Origin of the sequence: Streptomyces changchenzhani, from assembly GCF_039766235.1 — a bacterium.
Classification (GTDB): domain Bacteria; phylum Actinomycetota; class Actinomycetes; order Streptomycetales; family Streptomycetaceae; genus Streptomyces.
In genome coordinates this window covers 54,842-76,869 of record NZ_JBDHNH010000020.1, presented here as the reverse complement: position 1 = coordinate 76,869, position 22,028 = coordinate 54,842, and the positions used below count along the sequence as shown (strand labels likewise).

The following is a 22,028-nucleotide window of genomic DNA, read 5'->3' as shown; positions in this document are numbered from 1 at the left end:
CACAGCGGCCCGAAGCCCAGGAGGCCCCCAGGGGCCGAGTGGTGCGAGGGCCGCGTAAAAAGGGGGTCAGAAGGGCAGCGCCGCCAGTTCCGCGACCGCCCAGGTCAGCGGGGCGAAGACCGTCAGCAGCGCGATGGCTCTCAGCGCCGCCGCGCCGCGCAGCGTCTGGGTCGGGGCGCCCAGGCGGAGCAGGGCCTTCGTTGTGTCGGTACGGGCGTGCTTGGCCTCCAGCGCCGCCGTCAGCAGGGTGGCGACGGTGCAGCTCATGACCAGGGCCGCGCCCAGGCCCGTAAGAGGTCCGAAGGGGCGTGGGCCGCTGTCGCCGCCGTACAGCGTCGACGCCGCGATCGCGCCCGACGCCACCGCGCAGACCACGCCCAGCGGGCGGCCGATGCGATGGGCCTCGTCCATCAGGACGCGCCCCGCGAGCAGGCGCACGGCGCCCGGCCGGATCGACTGGATCGCTCGGCCGCACAGGTACGTCAGGCCCGGCCCCGCCAGTGCCAGGCCCAGCGCCGTGAGGGCCCAGCCGGCCAGGACGCCCGCCGGGACCACGTCGAGCCGGCCGGGGAGCGGGAGCGGTGCGCCGGGCGTGCCGCGGTTCGCGTACGCCTCCACCGCGAGGCCCGTCGCCGTGAGGGCGACGCCCCAGGGGAGGCCGGTGGGGACCCGGTGAGGGGCGGCGGCGGTGTCGTCGGCCGGCTTTGCGGGGCGCGGTCGCAGGGCCAGGGCGCTCGCGGCCGCCGCCGTCAGCGGGACCAGGCACAGCAGGGTGAGCGCGGCGGCGAGCGGCATCGGCCGTCCGGCGGCGAGGAGTTCGGCCGCCGCGCTGTCGAAGGGCAGGCCGGTGAGGTCGCCGCGGAGGTGGAGATAGAAGAGCAGCGCGAGCGCGCTGCCCAGCGTGCAGGAGACCGCCGTGGACACGGCGGCCAGCGCCGTGAGGCGCACCGGTCCGAGGCCCGCGCCGGTCAGGCCGGCGCGCGGCGGGCTGGTGCTCGGGTCGGTCCGGGCCACCGCGACCGCGAAGTGCACGGTCGCGGCCAGCGGGGCCAGGCACCAGAGCAGGCGCAGTACGGAGCCGGTGGAGTGGGCGGGGTGGCCCACCGCGTAACCCAGGGTGCACAGGAGAAGGAAACCCACCCCCGCCGAGGCCGTCGCGACGAGCAGTCGCCGCAGCAGGACCAGCGGATGGGCGCCGCGGGCTAGACGGAGAGCGAGCACGCGGCCCGGCCTTCCACACCAGCCACCTGCACGGAGTTGACGCGGCGTCCGTCGAGCAGCGACACGGTGCGGTCCGCGAGGGTCGCCACCTCCGCGTCGTGTGTGGCCAGCACGACGGTGATCCGGTGCGAGCGGGCCGCGGTGGTGAGCGTGCGCAGTACCTGGGCGCGGTCCATGCGGTGCAGCGGCGCCGTCGGCTCGTCCGCGAAGAGCACCGATGGGGTGGTGACCAGGGCGCGGGCGATGGCGATGCGCTGGCGCTGGGACTGCAGGAGCGCGGCCGGGCGCTTGCGGGCGATCATGCCGATGTCGAGCCGCTCCAGCCACTCCATGGCGGCCTTCCTCGCGGTGCGGTGCGAAGTGCCGTGCAGCAGGAGGGGGAGCGCCGCGTTCTCCCAGGCGTTCAGTTCCGGTACGAGCCGGGGCTCGGGGTCGATCCAGCCGAACCGGTCGCGGCGCAGCCGTTCGCGCAGCAGCGGGCCCATGGTGTGTACGGGTGCGCTGTTGAACCACACTTCGCCCTGGTCCGGGAGGAGTTGACCGGAAAGGCACTGCAGCAGGGTCGTTTTGCCGCTGCCGCGCGGGCCGTTGACGGCGAGGATCTCTCCTTCGCGCACACCGAGGGAGACACCGGTGAGGGCGGGGGAGCCACTGTGGGAGTAGTGCAAGGACCGTGCCCAGAGCACATCGTTGTCCGGCGGGGCCACCATGGCGTACACCTCGTTCAGATCAGATATCCCGTCCCCCGTACGAGGGAACGAAGACGGGGCCGATCGGTCACTGGGCACGGTAGGGATTCGGACCATGGCTGTGCGGCAAGCGCGCGGCCCGGATACCCCCGTTCTCACTCGAACGGGCGTATCCGGGCCGCGATGGGACGGACCATACGATCAGAGCTTGGTCCAGGCCTCCGTCAGCACCTGGCGCAGAATGCCCTCGATCTCGTCGAACGTCTCCTGCGTGGAGATGAGCGGCGGGGCGAGCTGGACGACCGGGTCCCCGCGGTCGTCGGCCCGGCAGTACAGGCCGTTCTCGTACAGCGCCTTGGAGAGGAAGCCGTAGAGCACGCGCTCCGTCTCCTCGTCGGTGAAGGTCTCCTTGGTGGCCTTGTCCTTCACCAGCTCGATGCCGTAGAAGAAGCCGTTGCCGCGGACGTCGCCGACGATCGGCAGGTCGTGCAGCTTCTTGAGCGTTGTGAAGAATGCGTCCTCGTTGTCGAGGACGTGCTGGCTGAGGCCCTCGCGCTCGAAGATGTCGAGGTTCGCGTTGGCGACGGCCGAGGAGACCGGGTGGCCGCCGAAGGTGTAGCCGTGCAGGAAGGTGTTGCCACCCTGGTAGAACGGCTCCGCGAGCTTGTCGGAGATGATGCAGGCGCCGATCGGGGAGTAACCCGACGTCATGCCCTTGGCGCAGGTGATCATGTCCGGTACGTAGTCGAACTTGTCGCACGCGAACATCGTGCCGAGGCGGCCGAAGGCGCAGATGACCTCGTCCGAGACGAGCAGCACGTTGTACTTGTCGCAGATCTCGCGGACCCGCTGGAAGTACCCGGGCGGCGGCGGGAAGCAGCCGCCCGCGTTCTGCACCGGCTCCAGGAAGACCGCGGCGACGGTCTCCGGGCCCTCGAACAGGATCTCCTGCTCGATCTGGTCGGCGCACCAGCGGCCATAGGCCACCGGGTCGTCGCCGAACAGCGGGGCGCGGTAGATGTTGGTGTTGACCACCTTGCGCGCACCGGGCACCAGCGGCTCGAACGGCGCCTTGAGGGCCGGCAGGCCGGTAATCGACAGGGCGCCCTGCGGGGTGCCGTGGTAGGCGACGGCGCGGGAGATGACCTTGTACTTGGTCGGCTCGCCGGTGAGCTTGAAGTACTGCTTCGCCAGCTTCCACGCGGTCTCGACGGCCTCGCCGCCACCCGTGGTGAAGAAGACCTTGTTGAGGTCGCCCGGCGCGTAGTCCGCGAGTCGCTCGGCCAGCTTGACGGCCTGCGGGTGGGCGTACGACCAGATCGGGAAGAAGGCCAGCTCCTGCGCCTGCTTGTACGCCGCCTCGGCGAGCTCGTGACGGCCGTGACCGGCGTTGACCACGAACAGGCCGGAAAGGCCGTCGAGGTAGCGCTTGCCCTGGTCGTCGAAGATGTAGGTGCCCTCACCACGCACGATGGTGGGCACGGGTGCGTTCTCGTAGTCCGACATGCGGGTGAAGTGCATCCACAGGTGGTCGTACGCGGTTTTGGAGAGGTCCTGGCTCACGACTATCGGGTTCCCCACATATAGGTCTGCTTCTTCAGCTTGAGGTAGACGAAGCTCTCGGTGGAGCGCACACCGGGGAGCGTGCGAATCCGCTTGTTGATCACTTCGAGCAAGTGGTCGTCGTCCTCGCAGACGACCTCCACCATGAGGTCGAAGGAGCCCGCGGTCATCACCACGTACTCGCACTCGGCCATGGCTGTCAGTGCCTCGGCGACAGGGTCGAGGTCGCCCTCGACATTGATGCCGACCATCGCCTGACGCCGGAAACCCACGGTGAGCGGGTCGGTGACGGCGACGATCTGCATCACGCCCTGGTCCTGCAGCTTCTGCACGCGCTGGCGCACGGCCGCCTCGGAGAGGCCGACCGCTTTGCCTATCGCGGCGTAAGGACGGCGTCCGTCCTCCTGGAGCTGCTGGATGATCGCCAGGGAGACGGCATCCACCGTAGGGGAGGTGCCGTGCCCGTTCCTGGAGTCTGCGCTTCGACTGGCCACGGCTTCACTGTGCACGACGTCTCGTCTGTCCCGCAACCCCAAACCGATGAAATTCGTTGTTCGGAAGCTCAGATTTCACGGAATCCGAAGTTCTTGGTGGTCGGGTATGTCGAAAGCGTTACCCCTGCGACTAGGGTGGGTGTCTCATCCATTGGACGTCCGAGAGGGAGGGGTGGCAGTGACCACCGAACTGCGTCGCCTGCGCAATTACATCGACGGAGAGTTCCGGGACGCCGCTGACGGGCGGACCATCGAGGTGGTCAACCCGGCTACCGGAGATGCGTACGCCTCCTCGCCGCTGTCCGGCCAGGACGACGTCGACGCGGCCATGGCCGCCGCCGCGGCCGCCTTCCCGGGCTGGCGCGACAGCACCCCCGCGGAGCGCCAGCGGGCGCTGCTCAAGATTGCTGATGCCTTCGAGGAGCGCGCCGAGGACCTGATCGCGGCCGAGTCGGAGAACTGCGGCAAGCCGATCGGCCTCACCCGCAGCGAAGAGCTCCCGCCGATGGTGGACCAGATCCGCTTCTTCGCGGGCGCGGCCAGGATGCTCGAAGGCCGCTCGGCCGGCGAGTACATGGAGGGTCTGACCTCCATCGTGCGGCGCGAGCCGGTCGGTGTCTGCGCGCAGGTCGCCCCGTGGAACTACCCGATGATGATGGCCGTGTGGAAGTTCGCACCGGCGCTCGCCGCGGGCAACACGGTCGTCCTCAAGCCGTCGGACACCACGCCCGCATCGACCGTCCTGATGGCCGAGATCATCGGCGCGATCGTACCCAAGGGCGTCTTCAACGTCGTCTGCGGCGACCGTGACACGGGCCGCGCGATGGTCGAGCACAAGACCCCCGCGATGGCCTCGATCACCGGTTCCGTACGGGCCGGCATGCAGGTCGCCGAGTCCGCGGCCAAGGACCTCAAGCGCGTTCACCTGGAGCTGGGCGGCAAGGCGCCGGTCGTCGTCTTCGAGGACACCGACATCGCCAAGGCCGTCGAGGACATCTCGGTCGCGGGCTTCTTCAACGCTGGCCAGGACTGTACGGCCGCGACGCGCGTGCTCGTGCAGGAGTCGATCCACGACGAGTTCGTGACGGCGCTGGCGAAGGCGGCGGCGGACACCAAGACCGGGCAGCCGGACGACGAGGACGTGCTGTACGGCCCGCTCAACAACGCCAACCAGCTGAAGCAGGTCAGCGGCTTCATCGAGCGGCTGCCCGCCCACGCCAAGGTCGAGACGGGTGGCCACCAGGTCGGCGACAAGGGCTACTTCTACGCCCCGACCGTTGTCTCCGGCCTCAAGCAGGACGACGAGATCATCCAGAACGAGATCTTCGGTCCGGTCATCACCGTCCAGTCCTTCACGGACGAGGCACAGGCCCTGGAGTGGGCCAACGGCGTCGAGTTCGCCCTCGCCTCCTCGGTGTGGACCAAGGACCACGGCCGCGCGATGCGGATGTCCAAGAACCTCGACTTCGGCTGCGTGTGGATCAACACCCACATCCCGCTGGTCGCGGAGATGCCGCACGGCGGATTCAAGAAGTCCGGCTACGGCAAGGACCTGTCGGCGTACGGCTTCGAGGACTACACGCGCATCAAGCACGTGATGACCTCGCTCGACAGCTGAGACCTGATGGCAGTGGGCTGACGGGCGAGCGCTGATCTCAACACCGTCCGGTCAGGACGCTGTTCGACGGGGGCGGGCAATAGACAGACTGTCTATTGCCCGCCCCCGCTCCGTGGGACCAGGGTGGGAGCCATGGGTGATCTTGGTCAGGTGTCGCGTCGTACGCTGCTTCGCGGATTCGGTACGGCAGGGGCGCTGGCCGCGCTCGCCGGATGCGGGGTGCCCGCCGCCTATGTGAAACCGGGCGACCGGGCGGGGCGCGACATCTCGGGCCGGGACAAGAGCCTGCACTTCGCCAACTGGCCCCTCTACATCGACACCGACGACGAGGACGAGTCGCGGCGCCCCACCCTCGACAGCTTCGCGAAGCGCACCGGGATCTCCGTCCGGTACACCGAGGAGATCAACGACAACGACGAGTTCTTCGGGAAGATCAGCCCCGCGCTGATGAACCACCAGGAGACCGGCCGCGACCTGATCGTCATGAGCGACTGGATGGCCGCCCGGTTCGTACGCCTGGGGTGGGTGCAGGAGATGGACCGGGCCGGGCAGCCCAATGTCGCCAAGTACCTCGACCCGCAGCTGCGCACCCCCGCCTTCGACAAGGGGCGGCTGCACTCCGTCCCGTGGCAGTCCGGGATCACCGGCATCGCGTACAACCGCAAGAAGCTCGGCCACGAGATCCGGCACACTTCCGAGCTGTGGGCCGACGAACTGCGTGGCAAGGTGACGCTCTTCTCCGGTCTCGACGAGAGCTTCGCGCTGCTCATGCAGGGCAACGGCGTCGACGTGACCCGCTGGGACGCGGACGACTTCCACCGGATGTGCGAGCAGGTGGAGAAGCTGGTGCGGCGGGGACACATCAGGCGCTTCACCGGCAATGACTACATCAAGGACCTGGCGAGCGGTGACGTGCTGGCCTGCCAGGCGTACTCGGGCGACGTCATCCAGCTCCAGGCCGACAACCCCGACATCGAGTTCGTGGTGCCCGACGAGGGTGCGGAGCTGTGGGCCGAGAGCCTGATGATCCCCAACCTCGCCCGCCACAAGCGCAACGCCGAGAAGCTCATCGACCACTACTACGAGCCAGCTGTCGCCGCCGAGCTGGCGACCTGGGTCAATTACGTCTGCCCGGTGCCGGCCGCGCGCGATATCCTCGCCTCCTCCAAGGACGAGGAGACCGCCGCGCTCGCCGAGGACCCGCTCATCTTTCCCGACGACGCGATGCGGAAGCGGCTCGTCATCGCGCGTGACATCACGTCCGACGAGCGGCTGGAGTTCGCGAAGACGTGGAACTCGATCGTGGGCCTGTAGCTCCTGGCCGGCCGGTCAGGAGTTGGGCCGTGGCCAGGTGGATCGCGTCGAACGAACGCAGGTACGCATCGGTGTACGCGGCGGCGGTGGCGCGAACGGTCTGGTCGATCTCCAGCCGGTACAGGCGGGTCAGGGCGCCGGGCGCCCTGGCGAGAGCCTGCGGTGCGGCCCGGCGTTCTTGCGGAAGCGGTACGGATCTCCGCGACGGCCTACGACAGTGACAGTGCGCATGGGGTCGTTGTCGTCATCGGGGATCAATGGCCTGTGATCAATTGCCGTTCATCGATCCCACTGTTGACCATTCGGCATTGATCGTTTGTTGTCAGGAACGGCGGGCGAGCCAGCCCGCCGTGTAGGTGTCGATCTCGTCCGCGATCCGCGCCTTGCCCGCCTTGTCGAGGAAGGAGGCCTGTACGGCGTTCTTCGCGAGGTCCGCGACACCGCGCTCGTCGAGGTCGAGCAGGTGCGCCGCCGTCCCGTACTCGCTGTTCAGATCGGTGCCGAACATCGGCGGGTCGTCGCTGTTGATGGTGACCAGCACCCCGGCCTCGACCATCTGCCGCAGCGGGTGCTCGTCCATCGTGGCGACGGCGCGCGTCGCGATGTTGGAGGTGGGGCAGACCTCCAACGCGATGCGGTGCTCGGCGAGATGGGCCAGCAGCCGGGGGTCCCGGACCGAGCTGGTGCCGTGCCCGATGCGCTCGGCGCGCAGCTCGGTCAGCGCGTCCCAGACCGTCTCGGGCCCTGTCGTCTCGCCGGCGTGCGGGACGGAATGCAGACCGGACGCGATCGCCCGGTCGAAGTACGGCTTGAACTGCGGACGCGGTACGCCGATCTCCGGACCGCCGAGGCCGAACGACACCAGGCCCTCGGGGCGCAGGTCCACGGCCAGCCTGGCGGTCTCCGCCGCCGCTTCGAGGCCGGCCTCCCCGGGGATGTCGAAGCACCAGCGCAGGACGGTGCCCAGCTCGGCCTCCGCCGCCTTGCGGGCGTCCTCGATCGCCTCCATGAAGGCGACCTCGTTGATGCCGCGGCGGGTCGAGCTGAAGGGCGTGAGGGTCAGCTCGGCGTAGCGGATGTTCTGCCGGGCCATGTCACGGGCGATCTCGAACGTCAGCAGCCGGACGTCCTCCGGGGTGCGGATCAGGTCCACGACGGAGAGGTAGACATCGATGAAGTGCGCGAAGTCGGTGAAGGTGAAGTAGTCCGCGAGCGCCTCGGGGTCGGTGGGGACCTTCGAGTCGGGGTGGTGGGCGGCCAGTTCGGCGACAATGCGGGGGGAGGCGGATCCGACGTGGTGCACGTGCAGTTCGGCCTTGGGCAGCCCCGCGATGAAGGGGTGCAGGTCGGTCATCGGATCCTCCGGGGTGCGGGTGCGGGTGCGGGTGCGCTGGGCCCCGGCGCGGCGGGACGGGGTCGGGGATCATCGTAGGCGGGGCGGTAGCGCCCGGAACGCAGGCCTTAGCATGACGGGACCACGATGGGGGACGCAGATGTCAGACAACGCACAACAGCCCTCGGGCCCGCCGCCCGAGCAGTCAAGAGACCCCTGGGCGCCGCCGGAGCACAAGGTGCCGCTGGACAAGCCGCAGCCCACGGCGCCTCCGGCGTACGGTCCGCCGCCGGTCCACGACCAGCAGACGGTCACGTCGATGCCCATATCGGGCGGCGACACCGGCCCGACCGCCGCGCCGGGCGGCCCGTACGACCCGGGGGCCGTGCCCCCGCCGCCCGCCGCCCCGACCGGCCCGAACGCGCAGTACGGATACCCGTCGTACCCGGCCGCAGGACCGGGCACGCCGCCGCCCTACGGCCAGCCGGCCGCGCCGTCCTACGGCTACCCCGGCTACCCGTCGACGCCGCAGAGCGGCTGGACCGGCATGCAGGCACAGCCGCAGAACGGTATGGGCATCGCCGCGATGGTGCTCGGCATCCTCGCCATCTGCCTCTTCTGCCTGTACGGCGTGGTGAGCATCATCCTCGGTGTCCTCGCCCTGATCTTCGGCATCCTCGGCCGCAAGCGGGTCGAGCGCGGTGAGGCGACCAACAGCGGCATGGCGCTCGCCGGGATCATCCTGGGAGGCATCGGAATCGCCATCGGCGCGGTCGTGGTGGCCTTCATCGTCTGGGGCATCACCATGGCGGTCGAGGACAGCAAGAACAACGACAACGACTACGACTACGACGGCTACTCCTCCTCCGCCCCCTACGACCCCTCACAGGTCGTGGGCGCGAGGCGCTAGTCCGTTTCACGGCCGCCGCGAGGCCGGTTCGTTCTGATCCAGCCCGTCACCTGGTGTTTCCTCCCGGTGGCGGGCTGGAGTCGTTTGTACGCTCTGTCCATGACACGCCGGTCCCTCATTCGCCACGGACACTCCGTACGGTATTTGCCCGGCGACGCGACACATGGTCGACCGATTCCGTCGCGTAACCAAAAGGCAACAACGGAATCACTTGTTGACGGTGGACTGCTCTGTCAGGATCGGCACTCAAATCGAGCTGGAGCTACGCCGACACCCGCTGAGCGGGGAGGGCGGCGGAGGAGAGCGTCATGGGTAACCGCTTCCAGGTGCAGGACCGTTTCGCGGCAGGCGCGCAGTACATCGGCGGGCAGCTGCGGGCCGGCACCTCGGGCCGTACACACGCTGTCGTGAACCCCGCGACCGGCGAAGAGATCTATCAGTACGAGCTGGCGGGGACAGCCGACGTAGACGCCGCGGTGGCCGCCGCGCTCGCCGCGTTCCCCGGCTGGGCGGCGGCCACGCCGGCCGGCCGGTCCGAGGCGATGCACCGGTTCGCGCTGGTGCTGGCCGACCAGGCCGAGGACTTCGCGTACGTCGAATCACTCCAGTGCGGCAAGCCGATCAAGCTGTCCACGGAGTTCGACGTGCCGGGCAGCGTCGACAACACGGCCTTCTTCGCGGGCGCCGCCCGTCACCTGGAGGGCAAGTCGGCCGGCGAGTACTCCGCCGACCACACCTCGTACGTACGCCGGGAGCCGATCGGTGTCGTCGGCTCCATCGCACCGTGGAACTATCCGCTCCAGATGGCCGCCTGGAAGGTCCTGCCCGCCATCGCCGCGGGCAACACGATCGTCCTCAAGCCCGCCGAGATCACCCCGCTCACCTCGCTGATGTTCGCGCAGGCCGCGAAGGAGGCGGGCATTCCCGACGGTGTCATCAACATCGTCTCCGGCGCGGGCAAGGACGCGGGCGAGCACCTCGTCGGCCACCCCGACGTGGTGATGACCTCCTTCACCGGTTCCACCCCGGTCGGCAAGCGCGTCGCGGAGATCGCCACCTCCACCGTCAAGCGCCTCCACCTCGAACTCGGCGGCAAGGCCCCCTTCGTGGTCTTCGACGACGCCGACCTCGAAGCGGCCGTCCACGGCGCGGTCGCGGGCTCGCTCATCAACACCGGTCAGGACTGCACGGCCGCCACCCGCGCGTACGTCCAGCGCCCCCTCTACGACGCCTTCGTCAGCGGTGTCGCCGCGCTGATGGAGACCGTCAGGCTCGGTGACCCCTTCGACCCGTCGACCGACCTCGGCCCGCTGATCAGCCACACCCAGCGCGACCGGGTCGCGGGCATGGTCGAGCGGGCACGCGCGTACGCACGCGTGGTCACCGGCGGCGAAGCGCCCGGCGGCGATCTCGCCGAGGGCGCGTACTACCGGCCGACGCTGATCGCCGACGCCGCCCAGGACAGCGAGATCGTCCAGCAGGAGATCTTCGGCCCGGTCCTGGTGGTGCTGCCCTTCGACACCGACGACGAGGGCATCGCGTTGGCCAACGACACCCCGTACGGCCTCGCGGCCTCCGCCTGGACACGCGACCTGTTCCGCGCGAACCGCGCCACCCGCGAGATCAAGGCGGGCTGCGTATGGGTCAACGACCACATTCCGATCCTCAGCGAGATGCCGCACGGCGGCTACAAGGCCAGCGGCTTCGGCAAGGACATGTCGGCGTACTCGTTCGAGGAGTACACGCAGGTCAAGCATGTGATGTTCGACAACACCGCGGTGGCCGAGAAGGACTGGCACCGCACCGTCTTCGGGGACCGATAGATACTGAAATGCGGCTATCGCCGTACGGCGCCTGACCAGCGGCCGAACAACCCGAAAGGGCACTCGCGCATGGAGCAGTACGAGCCCAACCTCCTCTCCCCGGCCCAAGTGGCCGCCGTGCGACGCAGCACGACCAACGGCCGGGGCGCCCTCACCCGCCGGTCCCTGCTGCGCGCCTCCAGTGCCGGCGCGCTCGCGGTCGGCGGCATGGGCGCGCTGGGCGCCTGTGGCATCCCGCCCGCCAAGCGGGAGGGCGAAGCGGCGGCCTCCGACGACGACTCGGCCAAGGAGAAGCGGATCACCTTCTCCAACTGGACCGAGTACATGGACGTCAGCGAGGACGGCAAGAGCCGTCCCACGCTGGAGGCCTTCACGAAGCGCACCGGCATCAAGGTCAAGTACACCGAGGACATCAACGACAACGTCGAGTTCTTCGGCAAGATCAAACCGCAGCTCGCGGCCGGTCAGGACACCGGGCGCGACCTCATCTGCGTCACCGACTGGCTGGCCGCCCGCTTCATCCGGCTCGGCTGGGCGCAGAAGCTCGACCCGGCGCACCTGCCGCACGCCTACGCCAACCTCTCCGCCCAGTTCCGCTCGCCGGACTGGGACCCGGGCCGCTCGTACTCGTACCCCTGGACCGGCATCTCGACGGTCGTCGCCTACAACTCCAAGGCGACGAAGGGGCGCAAGATCGAATCCGTCGGGCAGCTGCTCGACGACCCGGCGCTCAAGGGCCGGGTCGGTTTCCTCTCCGAGATGCGCGACTCCGTCGGGATGGCCCTCCTGGACCTGGGCAAGGACCCGGGGAAGTTCACCGACGACGACTACGACGCGGCGATCGCCCGTATGCAGAAGGCCGTCGACAAGAAGCAGATTCGCCGCTTCACCGGCAACGACTACACCTCCGACCTCGACAAGGGCGACCTCGCCGCCTGCCTCGCCTGGGCCGGCGACATCATCCAGCTGCAGGCCGGCAACCCGGACATCAAGTACGTGATCCCCGAGGCCGGGTACATCACCTCCAGCGACAACCTGCTGGTCCCGGCCAAGGCACGGCACAAGGCCAACGCCGAGAAGCTCATCGACTACTACTACGAGCCGCCCGTCGCCGCCCAGCTCGCCGCGTACATCAACTACGTGTGCCCGGTCGACGGTGTGCGCGAGGAGCTGGCGAAGATCGACGAGTCGATGGCCTCCAACACGCTGATCCTCCCCGACAAGGCGATGGCCGCGAAGTCGCACGCCTTCCGCTCGCTCAGCAGCGAGGAAGAGACGGCGTACGAAGAGAAGTTCGCCAAGCTCATCGGTGCCTGACCGCCGCCCTCCCGCCCCTCTCACGACCCTGGGACCACACCCCATGACGCAGAAGACAGCAGAAGGCGGCGACGTCCGCCTCACCGGGATCAGCAAGACCTACGGCTCCTTCACGGCCGTGCACCCGCTCGACCTGACCGTCCCGCAGGGCTCCTTTTTCGCCCTGCTCGGCGCCTCGGGCTGCGGCAAGACGACCACCCTGCGGATGATCGCGGGCCTTGAGGAACCGACGACCGGCACCGTGTTCCTCGGCGACAAGGACGTCACCGACCTCCAGCCGCACAAGCGCCCGGTCAACACCGTCTTCCAGAGCTACGCGCTCTTCCCACACCTCGACGTCACCGAGAACATCGCCTTCGGGCTGCGCCGGCGCGGCATCAAGTCCGTGAAGAAGCAGGTCGACGACATGCTCGGCCTCGTCGAGCTCGGCCCCTTCGCGAAGCGCAAGCCGCATCAGCTCTCCGGCGGCCAGCAGCAGCGCGTCGCCGTCGCCCGTGCGCTCATCAACCACCCGCAGGTCCTGCTCCTCGACGAGCCGCTGGGCGCCCTCGACCTCAAGCTGCGCCGCCAGATGCAGCTGGAGCTCAAGCGCATCCAGACCGAGGTCGGCATCACCTTCGTCCATGTCACCCACGACCAGGAGGAGGCCATGACCATGGCCGACCAGGTCGCGGTGATGAACGGCGGCCGCGTCGAGCAGCTCGGTGCCCCCGCCGACCTCTACGAGAACCCCCGGACGACGTTCGTCGCCAACTTCCTCGGCACGTCCAACCTCATCGAGGCCGAGGTCGTCGAGACCGCGGGCGACACCGTCGTGGTCACCTGCGGCGGCTCCAAGCTGCGGCTGCCCGACGAGCGATGTTCGGCGGGGACCCGCAGCGGCGGAAAGCTGCTTGTCGGCGTACGCCCGGAGAAGGTGTCCCTCACGCACGCCGACGACGCGGCGGCCGTTCCCGAGGGGCGCAACCGGATCACCGGCCGGATCGTCGCCTCCAGCTTCATCGGCGTCTCCACCCAGTACGTCGTCGACAGCCCGGCCTGCGCCGAGTTCGAGGTGTACGCGCAGAACATCGAGCGCGACGCCCGCCTCGCCCCCGGCGCCGAAGTGGTCATGCACTGGAACCCGGCCCACACCTTCGGGCTCGACGCGGATCAGGACATCGACGCCGGCGTGGAGACGGTGGGGGAGGGCGCGTGACCCTCACCGACGCGCCCCCCGAGGCGCCCGCGCCGCAGGACCTACCCCTGCGGAAGATCCCCACCCGTAAACGACTCGTCCCGTACTGGCTGCTGCTGCCCGGCATCCTGTGGCTGCTGGTCTTCTTCGCGCTGCCGATGGTCTATCAGGCCTCGACGTCCGTGCAGACCGGGTCCCTGGAGAAGGGCTTCGAGGTCACCTGGCACTTCCAGACGTACTGGGATGCGCTGACGGACTACTACCCGCAGTTCGTACGGTCGCTGCTGTACGCCGGCACCGCCACCCTGCTGTGCCTGCTGCTCGGCTACCCGCTCGCGTACATGATCGCCTTCAAGGCGGGCCGCTGGCGCAACCTGGTCCTGGTCCTGGTCATCGCGCCGTTCTTCACCAGCTTCCTCATCCGCACGCTCGCCTGGAAGACGATCCTCGCGGACGGCGGCCCGGTGGTGGACGTGCTCAACACCCTGCACGTCCTGGACGTCACGAGCTGGCTGGGCTGGACCGAGGGCAGCCGGGTGCTGGCCACACCGATGGCCGTGGTCTGCGGTCTGACGTACAACTTCCTGCCCTTCATGATCCTGCCGCTCTACACCTCGCTGGAGCGCATCGACGGCCGGCTGCACGAGGCGGCGGGCGACCTGTACGCCACCCCGGCCACCACCTTCCGCAAGGTGACCTTCCCGCTGTCGATGCCCGGCGTCGTCTCGGGCACGCTGCTGACCTTCATTCCGGCGAGCGGCGACTACGTCAACGCGGAACTGCTCGGTTCGACCGACACCAAAATGGTCGGCAGCGTCATTCAGTCGCAATTCCTGCGGGTCCTCGACTATCCGACGGCAGCCGCACTGTCCTTCATTCTCATGGCGATCGTGCTGGTCATGGTCACCGTGTACATCCGTAAATCCGGTACGGAGGATCTGGTCTAGTGAAGTGGATCCGACGCAACCTCATTGTCATCGCGGGCCTGTTGACGCTCGCCTACATGCTGCTGCCCAATGTTGTCGTGATGGTGTTCTCGTTCAACAATCCGAACGGGCGCTTCAATTACGCGTGGCAGAAATTCTCCCTGGACGCCTGGAAGGACCCGTGCGGCGTCGCCGACCTGTGCGGCTCCCTCTCCCTCAGCCTCCAGATTGCCGTCTGGGCGACGGTCGGCGCGACCGTACTCGGCACGATGATCGCCTTCGCGCTGGTCCGCTACCGCTTCCGGGCGCGCGGCTCCATCAACTCGCTGATCTTCCTGCCGATGGCCATGCCCGAGGTCGTGATGGCCGCCTCGCTGCTGACGCTCTTCCTCAACATGGGCGCCCAGCTGGGCTTCTGGACCGTCCTCATCGCGCACATCATGTTCTGCCTGAGCTTCGTGGTGACGGCGGTCAAGGCGCGCGTGATGTCCATGGACCCCCGTCTCGAAGAGGCCGCGCGTGATCTCTATGCCGGTCCGGTGCAGACCTTCCTACGGGTCACCCTGCCGATCGCCGCACCCGGAATCGCCGCCGGAGCGCTGCTCGCCTTCGCGCTGTCCTTCGACGATTTCATCATCACCAATTTCAATGCGGGCTCGACCGTGACATTCCCCATGTTCGTCTGGGGATCAGCCCAGCGCGGCACGCCCGTACAAATCAATGTCATTGGTACGGCTATGTTCGTCATCGCGGTACTGATGGTTCTCGGCGGCCAGATCACGGCCGGCCGGCGAAAGAAGAGCGCATCACCCCAGTAAGTCCCTGAAGGAGTTGGAAACCATGGCTCCCGTTGCCATGCGTACTGCCGCACAATCCCTTTCCGACGCACAGTCTCTCGCCGACGCCCAGCCCGGATCCTTTTGGCTGGACGATCCGAAGAAGCCCGCGCCACAACCGGCCCTCACCGGCGACGAACACTGCGACCTCCTCGTCATCGGCGGCGGCTACAGCGGACTGTGGACCGCGCTCATCGCCAAGGAGCGCGACCCCTCGCGAGACGTTGTACTCATCGAGGGCCACGAGGTGGGCTGGGCCGCCTCGGGCCGCAACGGCGGCTTCTGCGCCGCCTCCCTCACCCACGGCTTCGGCAACGGGCTCGCCCGCTGGCCGCAGGAGCTGGCGAAGCTGGAGGAGCTCGGCGAGCGCAACCTCGACGCCATCGAGGCGGCGGTCAAGACGTACGGCATCGACTGCGACTTCGAGCGCACCGGCGAGATCGACGTCGCGACCGAACCGCACCAGGTCGAAGAGCTGCACGAGGCGTACGAGGAGGCCCGGCGCCTCGGCTTCGAGGGGCTCGAACTCCTCGACCGGGACGCCGTACGCGCCCAGGTCGACTCGCCGACCTTCCTCGGCGGTCTGTGGGACCGGCGCGGCGTCGCGTTGCTCAACCCGGCCGCTCTCGCCTGGGGCCTCAAGCAGGCCTGCCTCGGGCTCGGCGTGCGGATCTACGAGCGCACCCGCGGCCTTGAGCTGTCCTCCGCCGGCGCGGGCACGGCCGTACGCACCCCGTACGGCCGAGTCTTCGCCCGCCACGTCGCACTGGGCACCAACATCTTCCCGTCGCTGGTCAAGCGCGTCCGTCCGTACACCGTCCCGGTCTACGACTACGCGCTGATGACCGAGCCGCTCACCGACGAACAGCTCGCCTCCATCGGCTGGCAGGGCAGGCAGGGACTCGGCGACAGCGCCAACCAGTTCCACTACTTCCGGCTCAGCGCCGACAACCGCATCCTGTGGGGCGGTTACGACGCCATCTATCCCTACGGCGGCAAACTCAGCGCCGAGCTGGACCACCGCCCGGAGACCTACCTCAAGCTCGCCGGCCACTTCTTCCGCTGCTTCCCGCAGCTGGAGGGCGTGCGCTTCAGCCACGCGTGGGGCGGCGCGATCGACACCTGCTCGCGCTTCTCGGCCTTCTTCGGCACGGCCCACGCGGGCAAGGTCGCGTACGCCGCCGGATACACCGGTCTCGGGGTGGGCGCGACCCGCTTCGGCGCGGACGTGATGCTCGACCTGCTGGCGGGTGGGCGCACCGAGCGCACCGAGCTGGACATGGTGCGCAGCAAGCCGATGCCCTTTCCGCCCGAGCCGCTGGCCTGGGCGGGGATCGGCCTCACCAAGTGGTCGCTGGCCCGCTCCGACAACAACGGTGGGCACCGCAACCTGTGGCTGAAGACGATGGACCGGATCGGCCTCGGCTTCGACAGCTGAGCCCCGGGGTGGCCGGTCGCGCCGGGTACGCCGGGGGCGCACGATCACCTGTTCCCGTGTGACCGGGGTCACCACCACGAGGTGCCCGAACCCGCGTAATGATCCTGCCCCGCCCTCCTCTCTCCTGTGAACGTACTACCCGTGCACAGGCATGAATGGAGGCCGAGCAATGACTGGCTCGGGGGCAAAGACCGCGGTGGAGTGGCTCGCATCGGTGGCACCGGATCCCGACGCCTGCCGGTGGGAATGGGAGCGCAACCCCCTGGGGGTCGCTCTCCTTCCCGCCGGCAGGCGCTGGGACGTCCTGATCCTGCCGGGGGAACTGGGCTATCCCACGCTCGACATCCTCGCGCGTCTCGTCGACCGGCCGGGCCCCGTCCTCGCCGATTTCGGCGACTCCCGCATGGGCTTCTTCGTACCGCCGGGCACGGCCGCGCGCTGGATCGGCACGGGCGTACGGGGGGCGGGGCACGGCACCTGGATCGTCGTGCCCTATCCGGGCCGGGCGTCCGGCGGCGTCCGCTGGCTGGTCGTGCCGGACGGCTCGGGCACCCTCACCGATCCGGCGCTGCTCGAACTCGCGATGCACGAGGCGGTGGCGAGTCTCGCCCGGCAGGGCGATGGCTGAGCAGCAGGAGCAGGAGCAGCAGGGCGCACAGGCACCAGCTGCCGAGTACGTCCAGCGGCCAGTGGTAGCCGCGCAGCACCAGGCCCGCGCCGGTCGCCGCCGTGAGGACGAGGGCGGCCGGCAGCACAAGGCGCGCCCGTACGTACGCACAGAGCAGCAGGGCCGCGCCGCAGTAGGCCACCATCGACGTGGCGGCGTGGCCCGACGGGTAGTACCCGGTCTCCGCGGTGAGCGGGCCGGGGCGGGCGATCCAGGACTTGAGCGGGACCACCAGGGCCGGCACGGCCGCCATGGCGAGGACGGCGCCGAGCGCGGGGGCGTATCCACCGTGCCACAGGGCGTACGCGACCGCCGCGGCCAAGACCGGCAGCGCGACGGACAGGTTGCCGAGATCGGCGAGGAATTCGGTGAGGGCGACCGCGCCGCGCCCCTCGAAGGCCCGGCCCAGACGCTCGTCCGCGCGCAGCAGGGGGCCCTCGGCCACTACCTGCCAGGTGATCAGCGCGAAGAGCAGACCGAGGAGCCCGCAGAGGGTGAGGAAGGCGCGGGGCGCCGGGAAGAGGAAAGTCGGCTGCCCCGGAACAGGGGGGGGAGTTCCGAGGCAGCCGCCAGGACCGGGCTGCCGTACGCCCCGGGGGGTGTGGGGCGGACGGCGATCCGATCGGTGAGGAGTTCCGGAGCCAGAGGCTCCAGTGGCGTGCGCGAAGGCACGGCCAGGGCGGGGCTGGGGAAGCTCCGACCTGGACCCGCCCGCAGTCCCCTGCGAGCGGAGTGTTTCTCTCATCTGCAGAAACCGTACGCCAGCGAATGGGGGACCGACAGGCGCAACTCCATCCCGCCATTGGCCCCCCACAGCTTCTTCACAGCTCACACTCGGGCGAAGGCCGCCTCGATGATGTCCATGCCCTCGTTCAGCAGGTCCTCGCCGATCACCAGCGGCGGCAGGAAGCGCAGCACATTGCCGTAGGTGCCGCAGGTGAGGACCAGCAGGCCCTCCGCGTGACACGCCTTGGCGAGCGCGCCGGTGGCCTCCGGGTTGGGGTCCTTCGTACCGGACTTCACCAGCTCGATCGCGATCATGGCGCCGCGGCCACGGATGTCACCGACGATGTCGTACTTCTCCTGGATCGCCGTGAGGCGGGCCTTCATGACCTCCTCGATGCGCTTGGCCTTCGCGTTGAGGTCGAGCTCCTTCATCGTCTCGATGGCGCCCAGCGCGGCGGCGCAGGCCACCGGGTTTCCGCCGTACGTGCCGCCCAGGCCACCGCTGTGCGGCGCGTCCATCATCTTGGCGCGGCCGGTGACGGCGGCGAGCGGCAGGCCGCCCGCGATGCCCTTGGCGGTGGTGATCAGGTCGGGGACGACGTTCTCGTCCTCGCACGCGAACCACTGGCCGGTGCGGCAGAAGCCGGACTGGATCTCGTCCGCGACGAACACGATGCCGTTGTCGGTAGCGAACTTCGAGATCGCCGGCAGGAAGCCCTTCGCCGGCTCGATGAAGCCGCCCTCGCCGAGCACCGGCTCGATGATGATCGCGGCGACGTTCTCCGCACCGATCTGCTTGACGATCATGTCGATGGCCTGGGCGGACGCCTCGGCGCCGGCGTTCTCCGCGCCCGTCGGCCAGCGATAGCCGTACGCGACCGGGACGCGGTAGATCTCCGGGGCGAACGGGCCGAAGCCGTTCTTGTACGGCATGTTCTTGGCGGTCAGCGCCATCGTCAGGTTGGTGCGGCCGTGGTACCCGTGGTCGAACACCACGACGGCCTGGCGCTTGGTGTACGCACGGGCGATCTTGACGGCGTTCTCGACGGCCTCCGCGCCGGAGTTGAACAGCGCCGATTTCTTGGCGTGGTCGCCCGGGGTCAGCTCGGCGAGCCTCTCACAGACCTCCACATAGCCCTCGTACGGCGTCACCATGAAACAGGTGTGGGTGAACTCGGCGAGCTGCGCGGACGCACGGCGCACGACGGCCTCGGCGGACGAGCCGACCGACGTCACGGCGATGCCGGAACCGAAGTCGATCAGACGGTTGCCGTCGACGTCCTCGATGATCCCGCCGTTCGCGCGCGCGGCGAACACGGGCAGCACGGAGCCCACGCCGCCGGCGACCGCGCCGAGACGGCGGGCCTGCAGCTCCTGGGACTTGGGGCCGGGGATGGCGGTGACGAGGCGGCGCTCCTGCGGGATTGCGCTCATGCGGGGCTCCTGGGGGTATTCCGGACGCTTCTTTACTTTTGCAGGCTAGGGGCGGGGGAGCGGCCGGGGCATGTTCCGTTAGGGAGAAGTGGAAGCGCGTCGTTGTCCGTGACGGACATACGGACATAGCGACCGCCGTGTCGACATCCGGTCGACATCTCCGGTCGGCGTTCGGTGGACATCCGGGCGATCTCCGCTTGGCTTCCGGTGCGGCGGACGCGCGTGCCGGACCCCGGACACCACGGAGAACGGCCACACATCGCCTAGATTGAGGCTCTGCGCGCGGCGAATCGAAGCTTCGCGCGGGGCGAAGTGAGGCTCTGCGCGCGGCGAAGTCACACCCCGCGCGGGGTGACACGGACCGACATGTAGTGAGCTGGTCAGGGGACGAGGGGCAGCACATGGACACCGAGGGCACACCCGACGCACGCGCCACCCGGGACTCGGCCCCCGTGCCGCGCCCGGCCGGTCCGCCGCCCTCCACGCCGCCCGCTGTCCCGCCCGCCCCCGCGCACGCGCCGGACAACGGGCCGTCACTCGGCGAGTGGCTGCGCACCCCGCGGCCCACCGGTGAGCCGGGGGTCTGGTCCTACGGGCATGTGCCGCGGCCGGCCGAGGAACCCGAGGTCGTCCCCGGGCGCCAGCTCGTCAGCGGCGCGCTGATCTCCCTCCTCACCGCCCTGCTGATCTGGTCGCTCTGCTGGAACGGCTACATCTCCTTCTGGCTCTGGCCCCTCTTCTGGTTCACCCCCGGGTCCTGGCGCGAGGACGGCGGCAACATGGCCTATGTCTGGGTGTCGTACTTCTATTACGGGCTGTTCGCCCTGCTCCTCGCCGTCGCCTTCGGGCGCCTCGGCCGCTGGGCCGAGGTCGTCCGCCGCTATCTGCTGCCCAAGGCCCCCGCCGCGGGGCCCCCGTCCGACCCCCGCACCGAGGCCGGGTCCGCCGCCGACCCCGCCGAGTGGCCCGAGCTGGTCGGCGCGGGACAGGCCGAGGCCGCCGGACGGCTCGCGGGGGAGGTCCGCTCCGGGCGGATGAACGACGTGGACTACACCCGCATCCGCCGCGCCTGGCAGTCCGTCCAGGCCGACCCGTCCCGGCTGACGTCCTTCACCGACACCGTGCTGCGCAAGGGCGCCGCCGCGTGCGTCCACCCTTCGGGGGCGCGCGACCTGCCCGTGCGCGCCGCCGCGCACGACCTGCGCGCCCGCCAGGTCAGGCTCGGCACCGTCCACCCCGGCGAACGCAATCCGTACTCCCGGCGCGGCACCGGGCTCGCCCTCGACCCGTCCCTGCTCGGCACCTCACTGGTCGCCGTCGGCCCGCCGGGCTCCGGCAAGACCAGCCACCTCGTACGGCCCGTCGTCGAATCGCTGGCCCTCCAGGCACTCGCCGGGCAGGCCGCCGTCATCGCCGTCGGAGCGGTCGGCGCGCAGCTCGGACCCGACGAGGCGTACGACGTCGTCGTCAAGCTCGGCGATGCCACGTCCGTCTACGACCTCGACCTGTACGGCGGGACCACCGACCCCGACGAGGCCGCCGCCGTACTCGCCGAGGGCTTCGTCGGCGACCTGCCCGACGTCGACAGCCGACGCGCCGCCACCGTCCTTGCCCAGCTCCTCGGCCCGTACCGCGCGGCCCACGGGCGCTTCCCCTCCGTACCCGAACTGCGCGAACTCCTCGACGGCGTCCCGACCGCGCTCGCCGCCCTGCGCGAGGCACTCGACGGCGGCGCGCACTACGCCCTCCAGCGCGAACTCGACGCCCGCGCCCGGCAGTCGGGCACCCCCGGCGACCCCGGCCTCGCCCTCGCGGACCGCGTCGCCCTCCTCGACCGGCCCGCCTTCGCGTCCTTCTTCGACACCAGCGGCAGGGCCCGGCCCTTCTCGCTGCGCTCCCTGGAACACCCGCTGCGCGTCCGCATCGACCTGCCAGAGCGCGGCCACGCCGAGGCCTCCCGGATGCTCGCCCGCATCGTCCTCACCCAGTTCACGGCGAGCGCCGCGCACCGCTCCGACCGGTCCCTCTTCGCCTGCCTCGTCCTCGACGACGCCACCCGCGCCGTCACCACCGAGACGGTGCGCGGCATCCAGCGGCTGCGGTCCGTGAACGCCGGCGCCGTGCTCACCCTGCGCACCCTCGACGACGTACCGGAGAAGCTGCACTCCGCGCTGCTCGGCGCCATCGGCTGCCGCATGGCCTTCTCCGGAGTGACCACCTGGGACGGCAAACGGTTCGCCGAGTCGTGGGGCACCGAGTGGGTCGAGACGCGTGATGTCACGAGCCGCACGGTCTTCGCCGACCAGCCGCTCACCCGCGCCTTCCACGTATTCCGGCGGATCGTCACCGGCAAGGCCGTGACCACGGACGCGGTGACCGTGCGCAGGGTCGAGCGGGAACGCTGGTCCGCGTCCGACCTCGCGCACTCGGTGCCCGCCGGGCACGCGGTGCTCTCGCTCACCACAGTGCGCGGGGAACACGCTCCGCCGCTGCTCGTGGATCTGCGGAGCTGACTGCGGCGCCGGCGGCTCGGCGCCGGCGG

The 22,028-nt window shown here is 69.6% G+C and carries 18 protein-coding genes; 11 read left to right on the top strand and 7 right to left on the bottom strand.

What is annotated here, in order from left to right:
- Positions 1–66 precede the first annotated feature (66 nt).
- From ABCR94_RS37285 to ABCR94_RS37270, 4 genes are all read right to left on the bottom strand, one after another.
- Entirely contained in the window at positions 67–1,221 is a 1,155-nt protein-coding gene (locus tag ABCR94_RS37285; RefSeq protein ID WP_347125783.1) for a hypothetical protein, read from the bottom strand.
- Positions 1,203–1,931 (bottom strand): ABC transporter ATP-binding protein, encoded by a 729-nt coding sequence (locus tag ABCR94_RS37280; protein ID WP_347125781.1) that lies wholly within the window; start codon positions 1,929–1,931, stop codon positions 1,203–1,205. Before ABCR94_RS37280 ends, ABCR94_RS37285 begins: the two co-directional genes overlap by 19 nt.
- A 180-nt stretch (positions 1,932–2,111) precedes the next feature.
- Positions 2,112–3,491: an aspartate aminotransferase family protein gene (locus ABCR94_RS37275; protein WP_347125780.1), complete on the bottom strand. Its 1,380-nt coding sequence runs from the start codon at positions 3,489–3,491 to the stop codon at positions 2,112–2,114.
- Positions 3,476–3,982: an Lrp/AsnC family transcriptional regulator gene (locus ABCR94_RS37270; RefSeq protein WP_283515815.1), complete on the bottom strand. Its 507-nt coding sequence runs from the start codon at positions 3,980–3,982 to the stop codon at positions 3,476–3,478. Before ABCR94_RS37270 ends, ABCR94_RS37275 begins: the two co-directional genes overlap by 16 nt.
- A 163-nt stretch (positions 3,983–4,145) precedes the next feature.
- Between ABCR94_RS37270 and ABCR94_RS37265 the strand changes: the two genes are divergently transcribed.
- On the top strand, positions 4,146–5,585 hold the full coding sequence (locus tag ABCR94_RS37265) for a gamma-aminobutyraldehyde dehydrogenase (RefSeq protein ID WP_347125779.1): 1,440 nt from the start codon (positions 4,146–4,148) through the stop codon (positions 5,583–5,585).
- Between the two features lie 150 nt (positions 5,586–5,735).
- The gene (locus tag ABCR94_RS37260; protein ID WP_347125796.1) at positions 5,736–6,899 is read left to right on the top strand and encodes a polyamine ABC transporter substrate-binding protein; all 1,164 of its coding nucleotides are present in this window, start codon (positions 5,736–5,738) and stop codon (positions 6,897–6,899) included.
- Between the two features lie 322 nt (positions 6,900–7,221).
- Here the strand turns inward: ABCR94_RS37260 and ABCR94_RS37255 are convergent, their stop codons facing one another.
- The gene (locus ABCR94_RS37255) at positions 7,222–8,253 is read right to left on the bottom strand and encodes an adenosine deaminase (protein WP_347125777.1); all 1,032 of its coding nucleotides are present in this window, start codon (positions 8,251–8,253) and stop codon (positions 7,222–7,224) included.
- Between the two features lie 139 nt (positions 8,254–8,392).
- On the opposite strand from ABCR94_RS37255, the gene ABCR94_RS37250 reads away from it, so the two are divergent.
- From ABCR94_RS37250 to ABCR94_RS37215, 8 genes are all read left to right on the top strand, one after another.
- Complete coding sequence (locus ABCR94_RS37250; protein WP_347125775.1) at positions 8,393–9,142, top strand: DUF4190 domain-containing protein; 750 nt, start codon at positions 8,393–8,395, stop codon at positions 9,140–9,142.
- Between the two features lie 308 nt (positions 9,143–9,450).
- Entirely contained in the window at positions 9,451–10,965 is a 1,515-nt protein-coding gene (locus ABCR94_RS37245; RefSeq protein ID WP_347125773.1) for a gamma-aminobutyraldehyde dehydrogenase, read from the top strand.
- 69 nt (positions 10,966–11,034) lie between these two features.
- Complete coding sequence (locus ABCR94_RS37240; RefSeq protein WP_347125772.1) at positions 11,035–12,282, top strand: ABC transporter substrate-binding protein; 1,248 nt, start codon at positions 11,035–11,037, stop codon at positions 12,280–12,282.
- 43 nt (positions 12,283–12,325) lie between these two features.
- Positions 12,326–13,480, top strand: coding sequence for an ABC transporter ATP-binding protein (locus ABCR94_RS37235; protein ID WP_347125770.1), 1,155 nt, complete (start codon positions 12,326–12,328; stop codon positions 13,478–13,480).
- Positions 13,477–14,406, top strand: a complete 930-nt coding sequence (locus tag ABCR94_RS37230; protein ID WP_347125768.1) for an ABC transporter permease — start codon at positions 13,477–13,479, stop codon at positions 14,404–14,406. Before ABCR94_RS37235 ends, ABCR94_RS37230 begins: the two co-directional genes overlap by 4 nt.
- Before the next feature lie 56 nt (positions 14,407–14,462).
- Positions 14,463–15,203: an ABC transporter permease gene (locus ABCR94_RS37225; RefSeq protein ID WP_347125794.1), complete on the top strand. Its 741-nt coding sequence runs from the start codon at positions 14,463–14,465 to the stop codon at positions 15,201–15,203.
- Positions 15,204–15,225: 22 nt separating this feature from the next.
- Positions 15,226–16,659 carry an NAD(P)/FAD-dependent oxidoreductase gene (locus ABCR94_RS37220; RefSeq protein WP_347125767.1) on the top strand — a complete coding sequence of 478 codons (1,434 nt, stop codon included), beginning with the start codon at positions 15,226–15,228 and terminating at the stop codon, positions 16,657–16,659.
- A gap of 169 nt (positions 16,660–16,828) precedes the next feature.
- The gene (locus ABCR94_RS37215; RefSeq protein WP_347125766.1) at positions 16,829–17,287 is read left to right on the top strand and encodes a hypothetical protein; all 459 of its coding nucleotides are present in this window, start codon (positions 16,829–16,831) and stop codon (positions 17,285–17,287) included.
- Here ABCR94_RS37215 and ABCR94_RS37210 read toward each other — a convergent pair.
- Both ABCR94_RS37210 and gabT read right to left on the bottom strand, forming a co-directional pair.
- A complete protein-coding gene (locus ABCR94_RS37210) occupies positions 17,214–17,771 on the bottom strand; it encodes a phosphatase PAP2 family protein (RefSeq protein WP_521978683.1) in 558 nt (185 codons plus the stop codon). The two genes, ABCR94_RS37215 and ABCR94_RS37210, sit on opposite strands and share 74 nt — an antisense overlap.
- Before the next feature lie 383 nt (positions 17,772–18,154).
- The gene (gene gabT / locus ABCR94_RS37205) at positions 18,155–19,486 is read right to left on the bottom strand and encodes a 4-aminobutyrate--2-oxoglutarate transaminase (RefSeq protein WP_347125762.1); all 1,332 of its coding nucleotides are present in this window, start codon (positions 19,484–19,486) and stop codon (positions 18,155–18,157) included.
- A gap of 401 nt (positions 19,487–19,887) precedes the next feature.
- Here gabT and ABCR94_RS37200 point away from each other — a divergent pair, with 401 nt between their 5' ends.
- Complete coding sequence (locus ABCR94_RS37200) at positions 19,888–21,999, top strand: type IV secretory system conjugative DNA transfer family protein (protein WP_347125761.1); 2,112 nt, start codon at positions 19,888–19,890, stop codon at positions 21,997–21,999.
- Positions 22,000–22,028 lie beyond the last annotated feature (29 nt).